This is a genomic window from Microbacterium sp. BE35 (genome assembly GCF_031457705.1).
In the GTDB taxonomy this organism is placed as follows: Bacteria; Actinomycetota; Actinomycetes; order Actinomycetales; family Microbacteriaceae; genus Microbacterium; species Microbacterium trichothecenolyticum.
Genome location: NZ_JAVDXD010000003.1, coordinates 195,612 through 216,283, shown reverse-complemented (window position 1 = coordinate 216,283; position 20,672 = coordinate 195,612). Strand labels below are relative to the sequence as shown.

General features: G+C 70.9%; 20 protein-coding genes and 3 tRNA genes. 10 read left to right on the top strand and 13 right to left on the bottom strand.

All coding sequences use genetic code 11. The annotated features are described in order from the left end of the window. Window positions 1-61: 61 nt before the first annotated feature. The gene (locus tag J2Y46_RS12355) at window positions 62-1,135 is read right to left on the bottom strand and encodes a TerC family protein (RefSeq protein WP_045297925.1); all 1,074 of its coding nucleotides are present in this window, start codon (window positions 1,133-1,135) and stop codon (window positions 62-64) included. A gap of 246 nt (window positions 1,136-1,381) precedes the next feature. Between J2Y46_RS12355 and J2Y46_RS12350 the strand changes: the two genes are divergently transcribed. The 4 genes from J2Y46_RS12350 (at window position 1,382) to J2Y46_RS12335 (ending at window position 3,933) form a co-directional block, all read left to right on the top strand. Further along, the gene (locus tag J2Y46_RS12350; protein ID WP_045297926.1) at window positions 1,382-1,939 is read left to right on the top strand and encodes an RNA polymerase sigma factor; all 558 of its coding nucleotides are present in this window, start codon (window positions 1,382-1,384) and stop codon (window positions 1,937-1,939) included. Beyond that, entirely contained in the window at window positions 1,936-3,123 is a 1,188-nt protein-coding gene (locus tag J2Y46_RS12345; RefSeq protein ID WP_045297927.1) for a DUF4349 domain-containing protein, read from the top strand. Before J2Y46_RS12350 ends, J2Y46_RS12345 begins: the two co-directional genes overlap by 4 nt. 94 nt (window positions 3,124-3,217) lie before the next feature. Then, window positions 3,218-3,580, top strand: a complete 363-nt coding sequence (locus J2Y46_RS12340) for a YidH family protein (protein WP_045297928.1) — start codon at window positions 3,218-3,220, stop codon at window positions 3,578-3,580. Further along, complete coding sequence (locus J2Y46_RS12335; RefSeq protein WP_045297929.1) at window positions 3,577-3,933, top strand: DUF202 domain-containing protein; 357 nt, start codon at window positions 3,577-3,579, stop codon at window positions 3,931-3,933. Before J2Y46_RS12340 ends, J2Y46_RS12335 begins: the two co-directional genes overlap by 4 nt. 44 nt (window positions 3,934-3,977) lie before the next feature. On the opposite strand, the gene J2Y46_RS12330 is transcribed toward J2Y46_RS12335, so the two are convergent. Together J2Y46_RS12330 and J2Y46_RS12325 are read right to left on the bottom strand one after the other, a co-directional pair. After that, window positions 3,978-4,053: transfer RNA gene (locus J2Y46_RS12330), tRNA-Glu, on the bottom strand. Window positions 4,054-4,095: 42 nt separating this feature from the next. After that, window positions 4,096-4,171 (bottom strand) — tRNA-Glu (locus tag J2Y46_RS12325). A gap of 118 nt (window positions 4,172-4,289) precedes the next feature. Here J2Y46_RS12325 and J2Y46_RS12320 point away from each other — a divergent pair. Further along, window positions 4,290-4,928: an MBL fold metallo-hydrolase gene (locus J2Y46_RS12320; protein WP_045297930.1), complete on the top strand. Its 639-nt coding sequence runs from the start codon at window positions 4,290-4,292 to the stop codon at window positions 4,926-4,928. A gap of 119 nt (window positions 4,929-5,047) precedes the next feature. Here the strand turns inward: J2Y46_RS12320 and J2Y46_RS12315 are convergent, their stop codons facing one another. From J2Y46_RS12315 to J2Y46_RS12300, 4 genes are all read right to left on the bottom strand, one after another. Next, window positions 5,048-5,317, bottom strand: coding sequence for an HPr family phosphocarrier protein (locus tag J2Y46_RS12315; protein ID WP_045297931.1), 270 nt, complete (start codon window positions 5,315-5,317; stop codon window positions 5,048-5,050). Window positions 5,318-5,380: 63 nt separating this feature from the next. Then, entirely contained in the window at window positions 5,381-7,408 is a 2,028-nt protein-coding gene (locus tag J2Y46_RS12310; RefSeq protein WP_045297932.1) for a fructose-specific PTS transporter subunit EIIC, read from the bottom strand. A 38-nt stretch (window positions 7,409-7,446) separates the two neighbouring features. Continuing rightward, complete coding sequence (pfkB, locus tag J2Y46_RS12305; protein WP_045297933.1) at window positions 7,447-8,388, bottom strand: 1-phosphofructokinase; 942 nt, start codon at window positions 8,386-8,388, stop codon at window positions 7,447-7,449. Then, the gene (locus tag J2Y46_RS12300; protein ID WP_045297934.1) at window positions 8,385-9,164 is read right to left on the bottom strand and encodes a DeoR/GlpR family DNA-binding transcription regulator; all 780 of its coding nucleotides are present in this window, start codon (window positions 9,162-9,164) and stop codon (window positions 8,385-8,387) included. Before J2Y46_RS12300 ends, pfkB begins: the two co-directional genes overlap by 4 nt. A gap of 73 nt (window positions 9,165-9,237) precedes the next feature. On the opposite strand from J2Y46_RS12300, the gene J2Y46_RS12295 reads away from it, so the two are divergent. Further along, entirely contained in the window at window positions 9,238-10,158 is a 921-nt protein-coding gene (locus tag J2Y46_RS12295) for an aminoglycoside phosphotransferase family protein (RefSeq protein ID WP_045297935.1), read from the top strand. 61 nt (window positions 10,159-10,219) lie between these two features. Here J2Y46_RS12295 and J2Y46_RS12290 read toward each other — a convergent pair. The 3 genes from J2Y46_RS12290 to J2Y46_RS12280 form a co-directional block, all read right to left on the bottom strand. Beyond that, a tRNA-Gln gene (locus J2Y46_RS12290) sits at window positions 10,220-10,294 on the bottom strand. Window positions 10,295-10,363: 69 nt separating this feature from the next. Then, window positions 10,364-11,893, bottom strand: a complete 1,530-nt coding sequence (gltX, locus tag J2Y46_RS12285) for a glutamate--tRNA ligase (protein ID WP_045297936.1) — start codon at window positions 11,891-11,893, stop codon at window positions 10,364-10,366. A gap of 11 nt (window positions 11,894-11,904) precedes the next feature. Then, window positions 11,905-12,876, bottom strand: a complete 972-nt coding sequence (locus tag J2Y46_RS12280; protein WP_045297937.1) for a LysR family transcriptional regulator — start codon at window positions 12,874-12,876, stop codon at window positions 11,905-11,907. Between the two features lie 82 nt (window positions 12,877-12,958). On the opposite strand from J2Y46_RS12280, the gene J2Y46_RS12275 reads away from it, so the two are divergent. The 4 genes from J2Y46_RS12275 to J2Y46_RS12260 all read left to right on the top strand — a co-directional run bounded on the left by J2Y46_RS12275 (window position 12,959) and on the right by J2Y46_RS12260 (window position 17,351). Then, window positions 12,959-14,026: an aminotransferase class V-fold PLP-dependent enzyme gene (locus J2Y46_RS12275; RefSeq protein ID WP_045297938.1), complete on the top strand. Its 1,068-nt coding sequence runs from the start codon at window positions 12,959-12,961 to the stop codon at window positions 14,024-14,026. A gap of 78 nt (window positions 14,027-14,104) precedes the next feature. After that, window positions 14,105-15,712, top strand: coding sequence for an amidohydrolase family protein (locus J2Y46_RS12270; protein ID WP_045297939.1), 1,608 nt, complete (start codon window positions 14,105-14,107; stop codon window positions 15,710-15,712). Beyond that, window positions 15,709-16,095 carry a RidA family protein gene (locus tag J2Y46_RS12265; protein WP_045297940.1) on the top strand — a complete coding sequence of 129 codons (387 nt, stop codon included), beginning with the start codon at window positions 15,709-15,711 and terminating at the stop codon, window positions 16,093-16,095. Before J2Y46_RS12270 ends, J2Y46_RS12265 begins: the two co-directional genes overlap by 4 nt. Beyond that, window positions 16,095-17,351 carry an alanine racemase gene (locus tag J2Y46_RS12260; RefSeq protein ID WP_045297941.1) on the top strand — a complete coding sequence of 419 codons (1,257 nt, stop codon included), beginning with the start codon at window positions 16,095-16,097 and terminating at the stop codon, window positions 17,349-17,351. Before J2Y46_RS12265 ends, J2Y46_RS12260 begins: the two co-directional genes overlap by 1 nt. A gap of 19 nt (window positions 17,352-17,370) precedes the next feature. Here J2Y46_RS12260 and J2Y46_RS12255 read toward each other — a convergent pair whose 3' ends face one another. The 3 genes from J2Y46_RS12255 to J2Y46_RS12245 form a co-directional block, all read right to left on the bottom strand. Then, a complete protein-coding gene (locus J2Y46_RS12255; protein ID WP_045297942.1) occupies window positions 17,371-18,672 on the bottom strand; it encodes an MFS transporter in 1,302 nt (433 codons plus the stop codon). Further along, a complete protein-coding gene (locus tag J2Y46_RS12250) occupies window positions 18,665-19,432 on the bottom strand; it encodes a fumarylacetoacetate hydrolase family protein (RefSeq protein ID WP_045297943.1) in 768 nt (255 codons plus the stop codon). Before J2Y46_RS12250 ends, J2Y46_RS12255 begins: the two co-directional genes overlap by 8 nt. A 110-nt stretch (window positions 19,433-19,542) precedes the next feature. Continuing rightward, complete coding sequence (locus J2Y46_RS12245) at window positions 19,543-20,649, bottom strand: branched-chain amino acid aminotransferase (protein ID WP_045297944.1); 1,107 nt, start codon at window positions 20,647-20,649, stop codon at window positions 19,543-19,545. Window positions 20,650-20,672 lie beyond the last annotated feature (23 nt).

The following is a 20,672-nucleotide window of genomic DNA, read 5'->3' as shown; positions in this document are numbered from 1 at the left end:
GTGCGCACCTCGGGCCGCCGACGACGGTCGGCGGCCCGAGGACAGGGCTGACGGAAGGCGATCAGAGAGCGTCGTCCGAACGGGGCTGGTCGACGGTGGGAGGGGTGCCCTTCTCGTCCGCCACGACGGCGGCCGCAGCATCCGCGGTCGGCATCTTCTTCTCCCGCGCGGAGGCGACAAGGCTCGCCACCGTCGCCACCAGCATCGAGACGATGATGACGCCGAGCGACATCCACGTCGAGATCTCGGGCGCCCACTCGATGGGCTCGCCGCCGTTGATGAACGGCAGCTCGTTGACGTGCATGGCGTGGAAGACGAGCTTCAGACCGATGAAGGCGAGGATGAACGCGATGCCGTAGTGCAGGTAGCGGAGGCGATCCAGCAGGTCGCCGAGGAGGAAGTAGAGCTGGCGCAGACCCATGAGCGCGAAGATGTTCGCGGTGAACACGATGAACGCGCTCTGGGTGATGCCGAAGATCGCGGGGATCGAGTCGATCGCGAACAGCAGGTCGGTCACGCCGATCGCCGCGAACACGATGATCATCGGCGTCCACATCTTCTTGCCGTCCACGACGGTGCGGATCTTCGCGCCGTCGTAGTGATCACTGATGTCGATCGTGCGGCGCAGCATCCGCACCACGAAGTTCTCCTGCTTCACGTCGGAGTCGTGGTCGCCGCCGGGGAAGGCCTGGCGCCAGGCCGTCCAGACGAGGAACGCGCCGAAGATGTAGAAGACCCAGCTGAACTCCTCGATCACGGCGGCGCCGACCATGATGAAGATGCCGCGCAGCACGAGGGCGATGATGATGCCCACCATCAGGACTTCCTGCTGATAGCGTCGCGGAACCGCGAACTGGCTCATGATCAGCACGAAGACGAAGAGGTTGTCGATCGACAGGCTGTACTCGGTGAGCCAGCCTGCGACGAACTGTCCGGCGTACTCGGGCCCGGCGACGATCCACATGATGCCTGCGAAGATGAGCGCGAGGGTCACGTAGAAGACGACCCAGAGCGTCGATTCACGCGTCGAGGGGATGTGGGGCCGCTTGAGGATGAGCAGCAGATCGGCGATCAGGATCAGGGTGAGGATCACGAGTGATCCGATTTCGAACCACAGCGGGAGTTCGAGGTCCATGGAGGGCCTTTCGAAGGGGATGTGAGCGGGGTCGGTGGAATCCGAAAGTCTCTCCCCCGCCGGCTGAGCGCCTGCGGCGCGCACCCGGGGTCGCTCTGTCGGGACCCGTGATGACGGATGCGCGGTGTCGGGATACTCCCTCTCGCTCGCAACAGACTACAGGGTCGGCGCGGCGCGACCGGCGCCCGTGAGACGATCCGGTCGGTGCGGACACTCACACGGTGAGAGACAATTCGGAGGATGGGGATGACGGGCGAGGACCTGCCGGGCGACGCCGAGCTCGTGGTGCTGGCTGCGGGCGGGAGCGAGCACGCCTTCCGCACGCTGTACCGGGCGTACGTGCGCCCGGTGTACTGGCTGGCGCACGGGCTCGTCGGCAATCCGGCGGATGCCGAGGAGGTCACGCAGGAGACGTTCCTCGCCGCCTGGCGCAAGCTCCCCGACCTCGACCTGGCCGGCGATTCACTGCTGCCCTGGCTCGCGACGATCTGCCGGTTCCAGTCGGCGAACCGCATCCGCCGGCAGCGGCGCGACCGCGAACACACCGGGGCTGCAGCCGACGAGACCCTGCCCTCGACGGTCGACGTCGAGCAGCAGGTGATCGGCGACAGCCTCGCCGAGGCGATCCTGCACGAGGTCGCCGGCCTCGGCGAGCTCGATCGCGCCATCTTCCGGCTCTGCGCGACCGAAGGCTACGCGTATCAGGCGGCCGCCGACGAGCTCGGCGTCGCACACGGTGTGGTCCGCAACCGTCTCTCCCGCATCCGCACCCGTCTGCGGACCGTCGTGAAGGAGAGCACATGAGCACGCAGTCCCCGGGTCCCGACACCCCGGCATCCCTCCCCGAACTCAGTTCCGAGCGCATCGACGAGATCGAGGACGCTCTCTTCGCCGACATCGCACGGGAGCGGGCACGCCAGTCCGCCCGGCGCACGCGGCGAGGACGCCTCTGGATCGCCGGCGGCGCCGCCGCCGCGGTGATCGCCGTCGCGGCCGTGATCGCGCCGGCCGTGGGCTCGCTGGTCAGTCCCTCGGGTGCCACGGGCGACGAATCCGCCGTCGCTCCCGTCGCTCCGGCCGACTCCGGTGCCGGCACGTACACGGACGAGTCCTCGGGCGCCGACACGCGCGAGTCCGCACCGCTTACGGTCGCACCCGGCACCGCCGGTGACACCGCTGCCGGCTCGACGGCGGCGGATCGCGACATCATCACCACGGCTTCCGCGACGGTCACTGCCGACGAGGTCGACGTGGCCGCACGTGCCATCGCCAACTCCGCGGTCGCGCACGGCGGCTATGTCGAATCGATGAGCGTCGGAAGCGACGGCACGGTGTACCCGGTGAGTCCCACCGACGGCGGCATCGTCTACGACACCATGCCCTATCCGTATCCGACGGACGGCGCGTGGATCACCGTCCGCGTTCCCGCCGACCAGCTGCAGCGCGTCGTCGACGAGCTCGACGACGTGGGCGAGGTGACGTCGACCAACCTGTCCCGTCAGGACGTCACCGAGCAGACCGTGGATCTCGAGGCCCGCATCGACGCGGCCCAGGCCTCGGTGGACCGCCTCACCGAGCTGATGGCGCAGGCGCAGAGCGTCGCGGATCTCATCGCCGCGGAGTCCGCGCTCTCGGAGCGTCAGGCGACCCTGGAGTCGTATCAGCAGCAGCTCGAGATGCTCGACGACCAGGTCGCGATGTCGACGCTGTCGGTCACGGTCGTCCCTGAGGTGGAGGCCGTGACCGCGGATCCCGCCGGGTTCGGCGACGGCCTCGCCGCCGGCTGGAACGGCCTCGTCGCCACGCTCAACGGCATCGTCGTCGCCCTGGGCTTCCTCCTCCCCTGGCTCGCCGTGGCCGCGGTCGCCGCGCTCATCGTCTGGGGCATCGTACGGCTCGTCCGCGGTCGCCGGAGTCGGCGGACGGATGCTGCAGCCCCCGCGTCGCCGACCGTCGACGCGGACCGTTCCAGCGACTCGCCGGGATGACGGTCTCGGCGCCGTCCGCCCCTCAGGGAGTCTCGACCCGGCCGTGGTGCCGCGCCACGGCCGGGTCGACAGGCGGCGCAGTTACGGTGTGAGGGTGACCCGCACCCGCTTCCCCGCCTCCGTCTACGGCACCGGCGACGAGCCGGACGCGCGCTTCAGCCTCGCGAACGAGCGGACGTTCCTCGCGTGGAACCGCACCGCTCTCGCGCTCATCGCGGGAGGGGTCGCCCTGGAGGCGCTGGGGCTCGACCTGCAGCCGGGACTGCGGCTCGCAGCATCCGTCATCCTCATCGTCGCGGGACTGCTCCTCCCCGCCCTCGCCTGGCGCGAATGGGGACGCACGGAGCGGGCGCTGAGGGCGGGCTCACCAATGCCGGGATCCGCGACGAGCATCGCCCTCGCCACCACGATCGTGGTCGTCGGCGTGCTCGTGCTGCTCGGTGTGATCCTGCGATGACCGAACGGCGGATCTTCGATCCGGGCCTGCAGCCCGAGCGCACGGAGCTCGCGTGGCGGCGCACGGCCCTCGCGATCGGCGTCGCCTCGCTGCTCGCCCTGCGGATCCTGCCGGCGACCACGCCGCGACCCGAGCTTGCTCCGGTGCTGCTGCTGCCGGGCATCCTCGGTCTCGCGTTCGCCGTAGTGCTCTGGGCCTGCGCCGGCGCCCGGCATCGCCGCGTCACCCGGGCCCTGCTCGACGACCGGCCCGACCGGCTGCCCGGCGCCGGCCTGCTCCTGCTGCTGACGGCGTTCGTCATCGCGTGCGGCCTGGTGGCGGCCGTCGTGATCGCGCTGCCCCGCCTCATCTGAGCGGAACCGAAAGACGCCCCAGTCCAGCTGGACCGGGGCGTCGATGGTGACCCCAGCGGGATTCGAACCCGCGTTACCGCCGTGAGAGGGCGGCGTACTAGGCCGCTATACGATGGGGCCGTACAGCGCGCCGCAACCGAGGCTGCGGCGTTGTTGCCTGACTGGTGACCCCAGCGGGATTCGAACCCGCGTTACCGCCGTGAGAGGGCGGCGTACTAGGCCGCTATACGATGGGGCCGTTCAGGCAACCGTTCGATTATGCCACGGGCCACATGCCCTCTCCAAATCGGCCCGGGCACCGGCGCGCCGCCCGCTCATCGCTTGCTCCGACGACGCCGTGACGCTTGACTCGACCCATGCGAGTCACGAAGTTCGAGCACGCCACCCTCACCCTCGTCGACACCGGCAGCACGGTCGTCATCGACCCCGGGTCGTTCACCGCCCCGCTCGGAGAGCTCGAGGGCGTCGTCGCGATCGTCATCACGCACGAGCACCCCGACCACTGGACGCCCGACCACCTGGACCGCATCCTCCAGGCTTTCCCGGGAACACCGATCTTCGCCCCCGATGGCGTCTCCAAGGCGGCCGAGGGCTACGACGTCACGATCGTCCATCCGGGCGACGTCGTCGACGTCGAGCCGTTCCGCCTCGAGTTCTTCGGCGGCCGGCACGCGGTGATCCACGAGTCGATCCCGGTCGTCGACAACGTCGGAGTGCTCGTGAACGACGAGTTCTACTACCCCGGGGATTCGTACGCCGTGCCGAAGGGCCGCCCGGTCAAGCTGCTGGCATCTCCGGTCGGCGCCCCGTGGCTCAAGATCGGCGAGGCGATGGACTTCGTACTCGCCGTCGCGCCGCGGCGCGTCTTCGGCACGCATGACATGACGCTGTCGGTCGCGGGACGGGACATGGGTCGCGCGCGCCTGGGCTGGGCGGCCGAACAGAACGGCGGGGAGCTCCTCGCGCTGAACCCCGGAGACAGCACCGACATCTGAGCCGGATGCGCCGGCACACCCCGGCAGAACGCGGACGACGGATGCCGCAGCGGCTTCGACCCGCGGCATCCGTCGACACGCTTCTCCCGCGGCCCTGCGACCGCGCCCTCTTCAGGTTCTCACTGGGCGTCGAGGTCCGTCTCGAGCAGAGCGACCAGAGCGTCCAGCGCCTCTTCGGCGCCGTCGCCGTCGGCCTTGAGGGTCACGACGGTCCCCTGCGAGGCGCCGAGGCCCATCAGCGACAGGATGCTGCCCGCGTTGAGGTCGGCACCGCCCTCGACCGCGATCGTGACCGGGACGGGCTGCGCCTGCACGGCCTGCACGAAGAGCTTCGCGGGGCGGGCGTGGAGTCCCGAGCTGCTGGCGATGGTGGCCTGACGTTCTGCCATGGTTCTCTCCTGTCTGTGTCGGACCTCGGCGGTCGACGATTCCGATTCTGGCGGACGACGGCCTCAGGCCGCCACGGGTACGCGCGCTTCGGCCTCTTCGAGCTCCTTCGGGGCGATCCACTTCTTGAGGGCGATCACCGTGAGGGCCGAGACGACCGTGCCCGCCGCCAGGGCGATCAGGAATCCCCAGATCGGGTTGATCGCGAAGAGGACGAAGATGCCGCCGTGGGGCGCCAGGGACTCGACGGCGAACGCCATGCTCAGCGCGCCGGTGACCGCGCCGCCCGCCATCATCGCGGGGATGACGCGCAGCGGGTCCGCCGCGGCGAACGGGATCGCGCCCTCGCTGATGAACGCCGCGCCGAGCAGCCAGGCCGCCTTGCCGTTCTCGCGCTCGACTGGGGGGAACATGTTCCGCGCCAGGACCGTGGATGCGAGCGCCATCGCGAGCGGCGGGACCATGCCCGCGGTCATCACCGCCGCCATGATCAGGTACGGCGTGGTGTTCTCCGCCGAGGCGGAGGCAAGGCCCGCGACCGCGAACGCGTAGGCGACCTTGTTGACCGGACCCCCCAGGTCGAAGCACATCATGAGTCCGAGGATCACGCCGACGAGGATGATCGCACCGGTCGCAGCGAGGCCCGTGAGCCAGTCGTTGAGCCCGACCATCAGGGTCGCGATGGGCCGGCCGAGGAACAGGATCATGAGTCCCGACGCCACGATCGACGCCACGAGCGGGATGATCACGACCGGCATGAGTCCGCGCAGCCAGCGCGGCGCGTTGAACCGCCCGATCCACCATGCGACGTAACCCGCGAGCAGACCGCCGATGATGCCGCCGATGAATCCGGCGCCCATCAGCGCGGCGATCGCCCCGGCGACGAAGCCGGGGGCGATGCCGGGCCGGTCCGCGATCGCGAAGGCGATGTAGCCGGCCAGCGCCGAGACCAGGAAGCCCATCGACGTCACACCGATCACGAAGAACACCGACCCGAAGTACTGGGCGAGCCCGCCCTCCGGAAGCGCCCACAGCGCGTTGTCCTTGATGACGGTGAACGCCGCGTCGTCGGCGTTCACGTTGACGCCGCCGATGAGGAAGCCGAGGGCGATCAGCAGACCGCCACCCGCGACGAACGGGATCATGTAGCTGACGCCGGTGAGGAGGATGCGCTGAATGCGCGCACCCCACGACAGCGTCTCGGCGGGGGCGGCAGTGGCCGCGGCCGACTCGCCGCCCACCCGCGTGGCGGACGGGTCGTTGGCGGCGGCGACGGCCTCCGAGATCAGCTGGTCCGGCTGCTCGATGCCGCGCTTGACACCCGAGCGCACGACGGGCTTGCCGGCGAACCGCTGCGGTTCCCGCACGTCGACGTCGGTCGCGAAGATCACGGCGTCGGCGTTGCGGATGACATCGGGCGGAAGCGCCTGGTAGCCGCTGGAGCCCTGCGGCTCGACGACGAGATCGATGCCGGCCTTCTTGCCGGCGGCGGTGAGCGCGTCGGCGGCCATGAACGTGTGCGCGATGCCGGTCGCGCAGGCCGTGACCGCGACGACGCGTGCCGGGCGGCCGTCGACGACGAGGCCCGGTGCGGCGCTGGGTGCCGCAGCGGCCGCGGCAGCAGCGGGCGCGGCGGCCTCGCGCTCCCCGATGGCCGCCTGCACGATCGCGACCACATCGTCGTCGGACGAGGCGGCGCGCAGTCCCGAGGTGAAGTCCTCCTGCATCAGGCTGCGGGCGAGCTTCGAGAGCACCGCGAGGTGCGCCTCGGCGGCATCAGCGGGGGCCGCGATGAGGAACACCAGATCGGCGGCGCCGTCCGGCGCGCCGAAGTCGACGCCCGGATTCAGGCGCGCGAAGGCGAGGGACGGGGTCGTTACCGCGGCGCTCTTGGCGTGCGGGATGGCGATGCCGCCGGGAAGCCCGGTCTCGTCCTTCTCTTCGCGGGCCCACGCGTCGGCGTAGAGAGCTTCGGCGTCGGTCGCGCGACCCTGCGCGACCACGCGTGCGGCGAGGGACCGGATGACGGCTGCCTTGTCGGCGCCCAGCGGGACGTCGAGACTCACCAGGCCTGGGGTGATGGTGTCGGACACGGTGACCTCCTGCGGTCGTGGGGTGGGGTTGGTGGGTGTCAGTCGAGACGCGTGACGGGCACGTCGCCGGTGGGAAGGTCTGCGGGAGCCGGCGCTTTCGTGCCGGGAAGGGATGCCGCGGCCGACCCGTACCGGACGGCGAGGCGCAGCCGCTCGCCCTCTTCGGCGCCGCGGGTCGCGGCGAGCACGTAGCCGGCGAGGGAGCTGTCGCCTGCGCCGACCGTGCTCACGACCTGGATCGGCGGCGGCGTGGCTACCCAGGCGCCATCGGCGGCGACGAGCACGGCGCCACGGGCGCCGAGGGTGACGAGTGCGGTCCGCACCCGCGCCGGGACCAGCACGCGCGCGACCTCGAGCACTGCGCGAGGGTCGGCGCCGTCGATCGCGACGCCGGCGAGCTCGGCGAGTTCTTCGTCGTTCGGCTTGATCAGGTCGGGTGCACCGTCGGCGACGACGGCGGTGAGCGCCGGGCCGGAGGTGTCGACCGCGATGAGGGGGGCGTCTGCTCCGTGCGCCCGTCGCACGGCGCGAATCACGTGCACGTAGAAGTCATCGGCGACGCCGGGAGGCAGCGAGCCCGCCAGCACCAGCCAACGGGCACCGACGGATGCCGCGACCACGGCATCGATGACCGCGGAGACCTCGTCGGGCGAGAGCTCCGCGCCCGGCAGGTTGAGCTTCGTCGTCACCCCGTCGGGGTCGGTGATCGCGATGTTCGCGCGCACGTTGCCGCGGATCGGAACGCGCTGGGCGTCGACCTCGGCGGCGCGGAGGGCGGCGTCGAACGGATCGCCCGGCGCGAGCGGCAGCACCGCGGTGCAGTCCTCGCCCGCAGCGGCGACGGCGCGGGCGACGTTGATGCCCTTGCCGCCGGCGTCCTCCCGCGTGGAGGCTGCGCTCTGCACATCTCCGACCTGCAGAGGCGCGGGGAGCATCACGGTGCGGTCGAGGGACGGGTTGGCGGTGAGCGTCACGATCATGCGAGCCAGACCTCCACGTCGGCGTCCGCGAGCGCGGACGCGAGTTCTTCGTCGGGTGCAGCATCCGTCACCAGCACGTCGATGTCGGAGAGCGACGCGAAGCCGACGAGCAGCTCCGCGCCGAGCTTCTCTGCGTCGGCGACGACGACCACCCGGCGCGCCGACTCGACGATGGCGCGCTTGACGGCGGCCTCGTCGGGATCGGGCGTGCTGAGCCCGAACGTGGCGGACACGCCGTTGGTCCCGATGAAGGCGACGTCGGGACGCAGAGCGCCGATCGCGCGGACCGTGTCGGCGCCGACCGCCGCGGCGGTGAGGCCGCGCACGCGACCCCCGACCAACGAGAGCGAGGCGCCCGGGACACCCGCCAGCGCGTTTCCGTGGGTCAGCGAGTGCGTGACGACCTCGATCCGCGCGCTCGAGAGGCGCGGGATCAGTGCCGAGGCGACAGCCGCGGTGGTCGTGCCGGCATCGAGGAAGACGGATCCGGCGAACTCGGCGCCGAGGGCGTCCAGGGCGCGCTGGCCGATCGCGGCCTTGGCGCCGCCGTGGTGCTCGAAGCGCTCGGCGAGCGAGGGCTCACGTGTGCTGGCGCGCTCGCGGCTCACCGCTCCCCCGTGAACCCGGCGCAGCGCGCCGGCCGACTCGAGGTGGTCGAGATCGCGGCGGATGGTCTCGGTCGTGACGTCGAAGCGCTCAGCGAGCTCGACGACGCTCACGCGGCTCTGCGCAGCCAGCAGGAGTTCGATCTGCTCGTGGCGCTCCGTCGCGTACATGTCGCAACCCTTCGTTGGATTCCAACACAATACAACACATTCCCACACAAACGCAATGGAGTATTTTCTTACGGTGCCCGACAAGCCCGCCGCCGAGATCTCGATCGACATCGCACTCATCCGCGGACTGCTCGCCGACCAGGCTGTCGCGATGATCCCCGCCGCCACCGAGCTGCCCCTCCGAAAGGTCGCCGAGGGCTGGGACAGCGAGGTGTGGCGACTCGGCGACCAGTACGCCGTGCGACTCCCCCGTCGCACCCTCGCCGCACCCCTCGTACTGCACGAGCAGGCGGTGCTTCCGGGCGTGGCCGAGCGGCTCGCACCGGTGGGTGTGCGCGTTCCGGCGCCCGTGGTCGACGGTGTTGCGGGCGACGGCTACCCCTGGGCGTGGTCGGTCGTACCGTGGATCGACGGCGTCCCAGCGCTCGCTCAGCCCGTCGCCGAACGCGGCGGATGGGCCGCCACGCTGGCTCGGGCGCTTTCCGCTCTGCACTCCGACGCCCCGGACGACCACCCGATCAATCCGTTCCGCGGCGTCCCGCTCGCCGCTCGCACAGGCGCCGTCGAGGAGCGGCTGCGGACACTCCGCGCCGGCGGCGTCCTCGACGGCTCCTCAGCGGACGCCCTGCACGCGCTGTGGCAGGCGGGAAGAGCAGCTGCTCCGTGGGATCGCACACCGGTGTGGATCCACGGCGATCTGCACCCGGGCAACCTCGTCTCGCGTGATGGCGACCTCGCCGGGATCATCGACTTCGGCGACGTGACCGCCGGCGATCCCGCCTACGACCTGGCTGTCGCGTGGCTGGCATTCGACGCCGCCGGGCGCGAGCGGTTCATGGCCGCCGTGGGTTCGCGCTACGACGCCCACATCTGGGTGCGGGCACACGCCTGGGCCGCCGCCGTCGTGCTCACGCTGCTCGCCCACAGCGACGACAACCCCGCCTACCTCGCGCTGGGACGGGATGCCGCGACGGAGGTGCTCGCAAAGGTCTGAGACCGAGGCATCCGTCGTCTGGAAAAACGAAAAACCCCCGCTCAGCGGGGGTTTTCTCGTTTGGCTGGGGTACCTGGACTCGAACCAAGAACAACTGAACCAGAATCAGCCGTGTTGCCAATTACACCATACCCCAAGGCTGTCAGCCGAAGCCGTGCCGAGGAATGAGTCTACGCGACGCCGGCACGTGCTCCAAACCGAGCCGTCACCCGCGCGCGTCGAGCAGTGCTCCGAGACGGCGGATCGACTCGGACTTGCCGAGCAGCTCCATCGATTCGAACAGCGGCGGCGACACCCGACGGCCGCTCAGAGCGACGCGCAGCGGGCCGTAGGCGATGCGGGGCTTGAGGCCGAGGCCACCCTCCTCCGCGGGCGAGATCAGCGCGCCGGCGAGGGCGTCCTGCACCGCGCCGGCGGTGAATTCGGTGCCGGGCACGAGCTCAAGGGCGCCGACCGAGGCGACCAGAACCTCGTTCGCGTTCGCCGGCAGCGACGCGAGGGCGTCTTCCTGGTAGGCGACCGTGTCCGAGAACAGGAAGCCGAGCAGTCCCGGCGCATCGCCGAGCAGCTGCATGCGCTCCTGCACGAGCGGCGCGGCGGCGACGAGGATGGCCTCCTGCGCCGGCGTCGGGTTCTCGGCGACCACTCCGGCCGCGGCCAGGTACGGCACCAGGCGATCGGCGAAGTCTCCGGGCTGCAGCATCCGGATGTGATCGCCGTTGATCGACTCCGCCTTCTTCTGGTCGAAGCGGGCCGGATTCGGGTTGACGTCGACGATGTCGAACGCCGCCACGAGCTCCTCGAGCGAGAAGACGTCGCGGTCGGGGCCGATCGACCAGCCGAGGAGGGCGAGGTAGTTGAGCAGGCCCTCGTGGATGAAGCCCTTTTCGCGCTGCAGGAACAGGTCGGCCTTCGGGTCGCGCTTGGAGAGCTTCTTGTTACCCTCCTCGCCGAGCACCAGCGGCATGTGGGCGAAGCGCGGGATGAACGTCGTGACGCCGGCATCGACCAATGCGCTGTAGAGGGCGAGCTGACGGGCGGTCGACGGCATGAGGTCCTCGCCGCGGATGACGTGGGTGATGCCCATGAGCGCGTCGTCTACGGGGTTCACGAACGGGTACAGCGGCACGCCGCCGGCACGCACGAGGACGAAGTCGGGGAAGGAACCCGCCGGGAAGGTCACCTCGCCGCGGATCAGGTCGACGTAGGTGAGGTCCTCGTCGGGGACCCGCAGGCGCCACGCGGGCTCGCGGCCCTCGCCGCGGAAGGCCGCCTTCTGCTCGTCGGTGAGGTCGCGGTCGTAGTTGTCGTAGCCGAGCTGCTTCGCACGGCCGTTCGCCTCGTTGCGGGCGTCGATCTCCTCAGCGGTCGAGTAGCTCTCGTACACGGCTCCGGCGGCGATGAGCTTGTCGAGCACCTCGCGGTAGATGTGGTGGCGCTGCGACTGGCGGTACGGGGCATGCGGACCGCCGACCTCGACTCCCTCGTCCCAGTCGATCTTGAGCCAGCGGAGGGCGTCGAGAAGCTGCTGGTAGCTCTCCTCGCTGTCACGCGCCGCATCGGTGTCTTCGATGCGGAACACGAGCTTGCCGCCGGTGTGACGCGCGTACGCCCAGTTGAACAGCACCGTGCGGATGAGTCCGACGTGCGGAAGACCGGTCGGCGAGGGGCAGAACCGGACGCGGACGTCGGTGCCGGTGGCGGTCGTGGTGCGGGGATCAGGCGAAGAAGACATCACCCCTGAGTCTAGTTGCGGGATGCCGCCGAACCAGGCTCGGCCAGGGGCTCGGAGATGAGCCGAGCCAGGGCGTTCAGCGTCGCCCGGACAGCCGGCACGCGCTCTGCGCCGCGCGCGGTGACGGTGTGGATACGGCGCTGCTCCCCCGCCGGCAGCGGCACCACCGCCACCCCCGGCAGCTGCGGGAACGACTCCACCGCCATCCGTGGCAGCGTCGCGACGCCGATGCCCTGTGCGACGAGTCCCTCGACGGCGACGAAGTTGTCGGTCTCGAACGCGATGCGCGGCGCGAATCCGGCGCGCCCGCACAGCTCGAGCAGGTGACCCCGGCAGCGCGGACAACCGGCGATCCAGTCGTCGTCCGCAAGTGTCGCGACGTCGATGATCTCCGAGGTCGCCGCCGGGTGCTCAGCGGGAAGCACCGCGAGCAGCTCGTCGGCACCGACCGTCTGCACAGCGAGGCCCCGGGCGCTCGAGCCGTGCGGATCGTCGCGGTCGCCCGGGTAGCTGAAGGTGAGGGCGATGTCGGTCCGGTCTTCGCGCACGGCCTCGACGGCCTCCGGGGGCTCCGCCTCGACGTAGGTGAGGGAGATTCCCGGATGCCGCTGCGCCAGGTCCGCGAGCAGGCGCGGCACGATCGTGGGCGAGGCGGACGGGAAGCCCACGAGCCGCACGCGCGCGGCCCGGAGACCGCGGAGCTCCGCGAGCTCGCCGGCGGCGGCATCCAGAGCCGTCGTCACTGCGGGAGCGTGCCGCGCGAGGATGCGGCCGGCGTCGGTGAGGCGGACGGTGCGACCGACACGTTCGACGATCGCGACGCCGAGCCTGTGCTCGAGGCGCTTGAGCTGCTGGCTCACCGCGGGCTGGCTGTAGCCGAGGGCGAGGGCGGCACCTGTGATGGACCCTTCATCCGCGATCGCCTTCACGACGCGGAGTTCGCGCGCGTCGAAGCCCGGGTCGTCGTCCCACGCATCGGTCATGCCTGAATCATAAGCTTCTGTTATGTCCAGCATGGAACACCTGCCGTAGACGCGAGCATTCGGCGCCGTCCACTCTGGATCCATGCCCGCGACCGCGCCTTCCTCCGCTCTCGACGCAGCGCGGCGCGAGTTCGCCGGCGGCCGCGACTATCTCGCAGCGTGCACGGTGGGCCTGCCGAGCCGGGCGACACGGCTCGCCGTACTGACCGACCTCGACGCCTCCGCCTCGGGCCGCCCCGACCTCGCCGCCTACTGCGCGGCGGTCGAGCACTCGCGGGCGCTCTTCGCATCGCTGGTCGGCGTGGGCGCCGAACGGGTGGCCATCGGCTCGCAGACCTCGGTCGCGGCGGGAATGGTGGCTTCCGCACTCCCTCACGGCGCCGAGGTGCTCGCGCCCGAGGGCGAGTTCTCGTCACTCGTGCTGCCGTTCGTCCACGCCGGCCGCGGGCTCGCCGTGCGCACCGCGCCGCTGGACGAGCTGGCCGCGCACGTGCGTCCGACCACGGCACTGGTCGCGTTCTCCGTGGTGCAGTCGGCAACCGGGGAGGTGGCGGATGCCGCGGCGATCGCCGCGGCGGCGGCCGCGCACGATGCGCTCACGCTGTGCGACGCGACCCAGGCCGTCGGCTGGCTGCGCGTGGAGGCATCCGTCTTCGATGCCGTCGTATGCCACGCGTACAAGTGGCTGTGCGCGCCGCGGGGCGTGTCGTTCCTGACCGTATCGGACCGTCTGGCAGCGCGCATGACGCCGCTCAACGCCGGATGGTACGCCGGGGACGACCCGTGGTCGTCGTGCTACGGCGCGGAGGTCGAGTTCGCACCTGACGCGCGCCGCTTCGACGTGTCGCCGGCATGGCAGGCCTTCGTCGGGGCCGCCCCGGCGCTCGACCTCTTCGCCTCGCTGGATCCGGCCGAGCTCCACGAGCACGCGACCGGGCTCGCTGCGGCTTTCCGAACCGGCCTCGGCCTCGCACCACCGGAGCGCGCATCGGCGATCGTCACGTGGGACGACCCGGAGGGGTGCGACCTCGCGCGCCTGACCGCGGCTGGGATCACGGCATCCGGTCGATCGGGCCGCGCACGCGTCGCTTTCCACGTGTTCAATGACGAAGACGACGTCGACCTCGCCCTCGCGGCGCTGGGTCACTGACGGCACGCCCTCGGGGCATCCGGGCGACTGCGTAGACTGCCAACGCGGGTCAGCCGGGCCCCGCACGACGGAGGCCGCATGACCGCCCACCCCGACCGCACGGTGCTGCGCGGCGGTACCGTGGTCGACGGCACGGGAGGCGACGCCCGCGAAGCGGACGTCGAGATCCTCGGCGATCGGATCGGCGTGATCGGCGACATCCCGGCACGGGAAGGTGATGACGTCGTCGACTGCCGCGGCCGCCTCGTGATGCCGGGCTTCATCGACGCGCACGCACACGCGGACGGGACCGTCTTCCGGCCCGACGTGCAGCTCGCACTCCTGCGCCAAGGAATCACGACCGTGATCGGCGGCCAGGACGGCGTCTCGTACGCCCCCGGCGACGGCGTCTGGGCGAGCCGGTACTTCGCGGCGATCAACGGCCCACATCCGACCTACACGGGCGGCGGCGTCGCAGAGCTGCTCCGCACCTACGACGGCACCACGCCCCTCAACGTCGGGTACCTCGTCCCTGCCGGCACCGTGCGCCATGCGGTCATGGGCATGGCGAGGGGACCAGCGGATGCCGGGCAGCTCGCGCACATGCAGCGCCTCGTGGCCGACGGGCTGGGGTCCGGCGCGCTCGGGCTGTCGACCGGGCTGGACTACGTGCCCGGCATCTTCGCCGGCACGGACGAACTCGCGCAACTGTGCGCTCCCCTGGCCGCCGCGGGCGGGCTCTACGTGACGCACATGCGCGGCGGGTACGAGACCAACACTGCGGCCGGCCTCGAAGAGGTCGTCGCGATCTGCGCGCCCGGCGCGGCGCACGACGGCGTGCGCGGACACGTCTCGCATCTTCACGTGGACGCCGATGACGCCGAGCGCCTGCTGGCCGGGGCCGCGGCATCCGGAGCCGACCTCTCCTTCGACATGTACCCGTACACGCGCGGCTGCACGCTCGTCTCGATGGCGGTGCTGCCCCCGCAGTACAGCGCGCTGGCCGTCGACGACGCGATCGCGCGGCTGTCGGATCCCGCCGAGCGTGCCCGTCTGCTCGACGAATGGTTCCCGACCGTGGCACACAAGCCGAGCCTCGGACCCGACTGGCCCTCGATGATCCGCGTCGGGCATACGCCCGCGACGGACTGGGCCTGGGCGCCCGGGCGGACCCTCGCCGAGATCGCCGACCGTCGGCAGACCTCGGTCGAAGAGGCGACGCTCGACCTCCTCGTCGCGGGGCGGATGGAGGTCAACGCGGTGATGGCGGTGCGCGACGAGCGCGCGATCGAGAACCTGGCGCAGCTGTTCGCGCATCCGGGGCACACCGGCGGCTCCGACGGCATCTTCATCGGGGCTGTGCCCCACCCCCGCGCGTGGGGCGCGTTCGGCCGGTTCCTCGGCACCTACGTCGGACGCTCGTTCACGTGGGACGGTGCCGCCGTCCACCTCGCCGCGCACACCGCCGAACGGTTCGGACTCGTCGATCGCGGCATCCTGCGTCCTGGCGCGGTCGCGGACATCGCGATCGTGGACCCGGCGACCGTCGCCGATGCCGCCACCTACGACGACCCGCAGCGGCTCGCACGCGGCATCGACGACGTCTTCGTCAACGGCACGCACGCGCTGCGCGACGGAGAGCTCACTGGCGCGCTCGCCGGGCGAGGACTTCGCCGTTCCCCCTCTCCCTCGAAAGGAACCACATGACCAAGCAAGCCGTCCTCATCGAGAACGCTCCGAAGCCCGCCGGTCCCTACAGCCACGGCGTCGCCGCCGCGGGTCTGCTCTTCACCGCCGGCTTCGGCCCGCAGGACCCCGCGACGGGTGAGGTCGTGCCGGGCGGTGTCTACGAGCAGACACAGCAGGTGCTGCGCAACGTCGGCAGCGTGCTCGCCGCCAGGGGCGCCTCCTTCGACGACGTCGTCAAGGTCACGGCCCACCTGCAGCACCTCAAGCGCGACTTCGCCGACTACAACCGCGCCTACGCCGAGTTCTTCACCGAGCCGTACCCGGTGCGCACCACGGTCGGCTCCGACCTGTACGACATCCTCGTCGAGATCGACGTCGTCGCCGTGCTGCCGAGCGAGTGATGCCGGCCGCGCAGCGCGGCATCGCCGATCGCGTGCTCGGCGGGGCCGACAAGGGACTGCCGTCGGATGCCGCGGGCCTGACCGTCGCCGAATTCCTGACGCGTGAGCCGCGGCTCGCCGACCTGTGGACACCCCTCGTCGTGCTCGACGACAGCGTGCTCGACGACAACATCGCATTCCTCGCAGGCTGGGTGGCCGCGCGCGGGCTCGAGCTCATGCCGCACGGAAAGACCACGATGGCGCCGCAGCTGTGGCATCGGCAGCTCGATGCGGGCGCCACCGGCATCACGGTGGCGAACCCCTCGCAGCTGCGCGTGGCGGTGGATGCCGGCATTCCGGCGATCATGCTCGCCAACCAACTGGTGCAACCGGGGGCGATCCGCTGGACCGCCGACGTCGTCGCGCGCGGCACCCGGGTGTGGAGCTGGGTCGACGATGTCGCCGGGATCGAGGCGATCGAGCGCGCCCTCGGCCCGGTGGAGCGGCCGCTCGAGGTTCTCGTGGATGTGGGCCGCCCGGGCGGCCGCACCGGCGCCCGCTCGCTGACGGCGGCGGTCGCGGTGGCCGAGCGCGCGGCGGCCTCGCCGGCGGTGCGCCTTGCCGGCATCACCGGGTACGAGGGCTCGGTCGCGCACGGGCGCGGCGCGGAGGCGCTGGCGTCGGCGGGGGCGTACATCGACGAGCTGCTCGCCGTCCATGACGCCGTCGGCCCGCTCTACGATGACGGCGACGTACTGGTGTCGGCCGGCGGCAGTGCCTACCCGGACGTCGTCGGCACGGCGTTCGCCGCGGCATCGGTGGGGGGCGACGGCGCGCGTTTCGTACTTCGCTCGGGCGCGTACATCGTGCACGACCACGGCTACTACCGGCAGAACTCGCCGTTCGAGGGATCGGGGCTCCGCCCCGCGGCGCGCGGGGTCGCACGAGTGGTGTCGCGGCTGGACGCCGACACCGCGATCGTCGATGCCGGCAAGCGCGACTTCCCGTACGACGAGGGACTGCCGACGCCGCTGTACGCGATCACGAGCGACGGCGAGCGGATGCCGCTTCCCGGCGCCGAGACGACCAAGCTCAGCGATCAGCACGGCTTCGTGCGCATCGGAGCCGACTCGCCGCTGGCCATGGGCGATCTCGTGGTGTTCGGACTCTCGCACCCGTGCACGATGCTCGACAAGTGGCGCCTCGTGCCGGTGGTGGACTCCGTGGAGGATCTCGAGGCCGCGATCGTGACCGACCTCGTCGAGACGCGGTTCTGAGGATCGTGCCGAGCTGCGCTCAGGCGCCCGACACGGCTTCCGGCGTCGCAGCTGTCGACGCCCGCCAGCCGAGTGGCGACAGCAGCACCGAGGCGGCGACGAGCACCATCACGACGAGTGCGAGCCCGCCGTAGCCGATCCAGCCGAGCAGTGCGCCGGCGATGATCGCGCCGACGCCGCCGACGATGCTCATCGTGAAGTCGCTGATACCCTGCCGCCTGGTGCGCAGCTCCTCAGATGACGACTCGGTGAGCAGAGTGGAGCCGGCGACCGTCGACGCGCTCCACCCGAGCCCCAGCAGCACCAGCGCGACGGTCACCGCAGTCGTCGAGGCCTGGCCGAAGGAGGCCGTCAACAGCGCGGCGGCGAGCAGCGCCTGACCCACGAGGATCGTCGGCACGCGCCCCATCTTGTCGGCGAGGATGCCGAAGACCGGTGAGAGCACGTACATGCCGGCGATGTGGAGGCTGATCGTGAGACCGATGATCGACAGCGTCGCTGCCTCCGACGCCTCGTGCGTCAGGTGCGCCAGGTGCACGGGGGTCATGGCCATGACCGAGACCATCGTGCCGTGGGCCGCAGCGACCGCGAAGATCGCGTAGCGCGCGGCCACGGGCCGGTCGGCTTTGGCGATCGCTCGGCTGCCCGCCTTCGCGGAGGCCACGACGCGCTGCGCGAGCAGCAGCGGGTCGGGTCGCATCGCGACGAGGTACAGGACGATGGCGAGCCCCTGCGCGACGATCGTGAACAGGTACGCACCTGTCAGCGGCGGCATTCCGATGGCCCCGCCGATCAGCTCGCCGGGACCTGTGAGGTTCGGGCCGAGGACGGCCCCTACGGTGGTCGCCCACACCACGATCGACAGGTCACGGCCGCGGGAGGCATCCGTCGCGAGATCCGCCGCGGCGAAGCGGGACTGCAGGTTCGCGGCCTGCCCCGAGCCGATGATGAGGAATCCCGCGAGCAGCAGCGGGAACGATCGCAGCGCGACCGCGAAGATGACGAGGCCCACTCCGATGAGTGCGACTGCCATCCCCGTGGTGAGTGACAGCCTGCGGCCGCGGCGGCGGGCGATCGCTGCGAGGGGCACCGCCGTCAACGCCGTGCCGAAGGTGACGGCGGCGGCCGCAAGCCCCGAGAACGCGTCCTCGCCGGACAATTCGGCCGCCAGCACCGCACCCAGCGACAGGGTCGCACCGAACGCGAGCCCGCCGAGCACCTGCCCGCCCGACAGGACCCACACGGTGCGTCGCTGGACGCGCACGACCTCTTGAGCGCTCGGCGCGAGGTCGACCGCCGGTTCTGATCCGGTCTCAGGCATCGCGGGCGGGATTGCGGAGCGTCCCGAGCCCGGTGATCTCGACCTCGACGGTGTCGCCCGCGCTGATCTGGCCGACCCCGGCGGGGGTGCCCGTGAGGATGACGTCGCCCGGCAGAAGCGTGAAGGCGGCCGAGGCGAAGGCGATGACATCGGCGAGCGAGAAGATCATGTCGCTGATCGGCCCCTGCTGGCGGACCTCGCCGTTGAGCCGGGTCGTGATGACGGCCGGGCCGTTCACGTCGAAGTCGGTCTCGATCGCGGGGCCCAGCGGGCACGACGTGTCGAAGCCCTTGGCGCGCGCCCACTGGCCGTCCGACTTCTGCCAGTCGCGCGCCGTGAGGTCGTTCGCGATGGTGTAGCCGAACACGTAGTCCAGCGCGTTCTCGGCCGAGACGTTCTTGGCGATGCGGCCGATGACGGCGGCGAGCTCGCCTTCGAAGCTGATGAAGTCGGACCCCTTGGGCAGCACGACGGCGTCGCCCGGACCGATCACCGAGGTGTTCGGCTTGAAGAACAGCATCGGCGATGTCGGCACGTCGTTGCCCATCTCCGCCGCGTGATCGCGGTAGTTGCGGCCGACCGCCACGATCTTGGACCGGGGGATCACCGGCGCCAGCAGCGCGACGTCGGCGAGCGGCACACGCTCTCCGGTGGTCTCGTACCCGGCGAACATCGGGTCGCCCGCGAGGACGACCAGCTCGCCCTCGTCGACGATCCCGAATCTGATGGCGTCGTTGTGGCTGAAGCGCGCGATCCTCACCCGCTCAGCCTAGCGAGAAGAGCCGACGCCGGCCCGGGGGGCACCGGAACGATGAAGCGGACGGATGCCGCAGCATCCGTCCGCTCCACAAGACCGGGTGTGCGCGCGGGTCAGCCGTCGAGGCGCACGAGCCAGTTGTGCTTGTCTTCGCGGCGGCCGTACTGGATGTCGGTGAGCTCCTCGCGCAGCGACAGGGCGAGCGAGCCGGTCGGCTGCTCGTCGAGGAAGTCCTTGCCCTTGAGTACGCCGATCGGGGTGACCACGGCTGCCGTGCCGCAGGCGAACACCTCGACGATGTCGCCGGACGCGACGCCCTGCCGCCACTCGTCGAACGAGACCGCACGACCCTCGACCTTGTGGCCGCGGTCGGCCGCGAGCTGCAGGATCGAGTCGCGCGTGATGCCCTCGAGGATCGAATCGGACTGCGGGGTGACGATGGTGCCGTCCTTGTAGACGAACACCACGTTCATGCCGCCGAGCTCCTCGACGTTGCGGTCCTGGTCGAGGAAGACGACCTGGTCGCACTCGTTCTCGTACGCCTCGGACTGCGGCAGCAGGCTCGCAGCGTAGTTGCCGCCCGTCTTGGCCGCACCCGTGCCGCCCTTGCCGGCGCGGGCGTAGTCCTCGCTGAGCCAGATCGAGACCGGCTGCACGCCGCCCTTGAAGTAAGCGCCGGCGGGCGAGGCGATGACGTAGTAGCCGACCTTGTGGGCGGGACGGACGCCCAGGAACGCCTCCTTGGCGAACATGAACGGGCGCAGGTACAGGCTCTGATCGTCGCCGGAGGGCACCCACGCAGCGTCGACGGCGATGAGCTCGCGCAGCGACTGGATGAAGTACGAGACCGGCAGCTCGGGCAGCGCGAGGCGACGCGCGGAGCGCTGCAGGCGACGGCCGTTCTGGTCGGGGCGGAAGGTGTGGATGGAGCCGTCCGCGTGGCGATAGGCCTTGATGCCCTCGAAGATCTCCTGCCCGTAGTGAAGCACCGCCGCGGCGGGATCGAGCGTCAGCGGGCCGTACGGCTGGACGCGCGGTCGGTGCCATCCGCCGCCGACCGACCAGCAGATGTCGACCATGTGGTCGGTGAAGCTCGTGCCGAAGCCGGGGTTGGCGAGGATCTGCTCGCGCTCTGCGGCGCTCTTCGCCTGGAGGTTGCGGTTGACGGTGAACTCGAGAGGTGCGAGTCCGGTGTCGGGATCGGAATCGATGAGGGTCATGACGAGCCTGTGCTTTCGTGCGG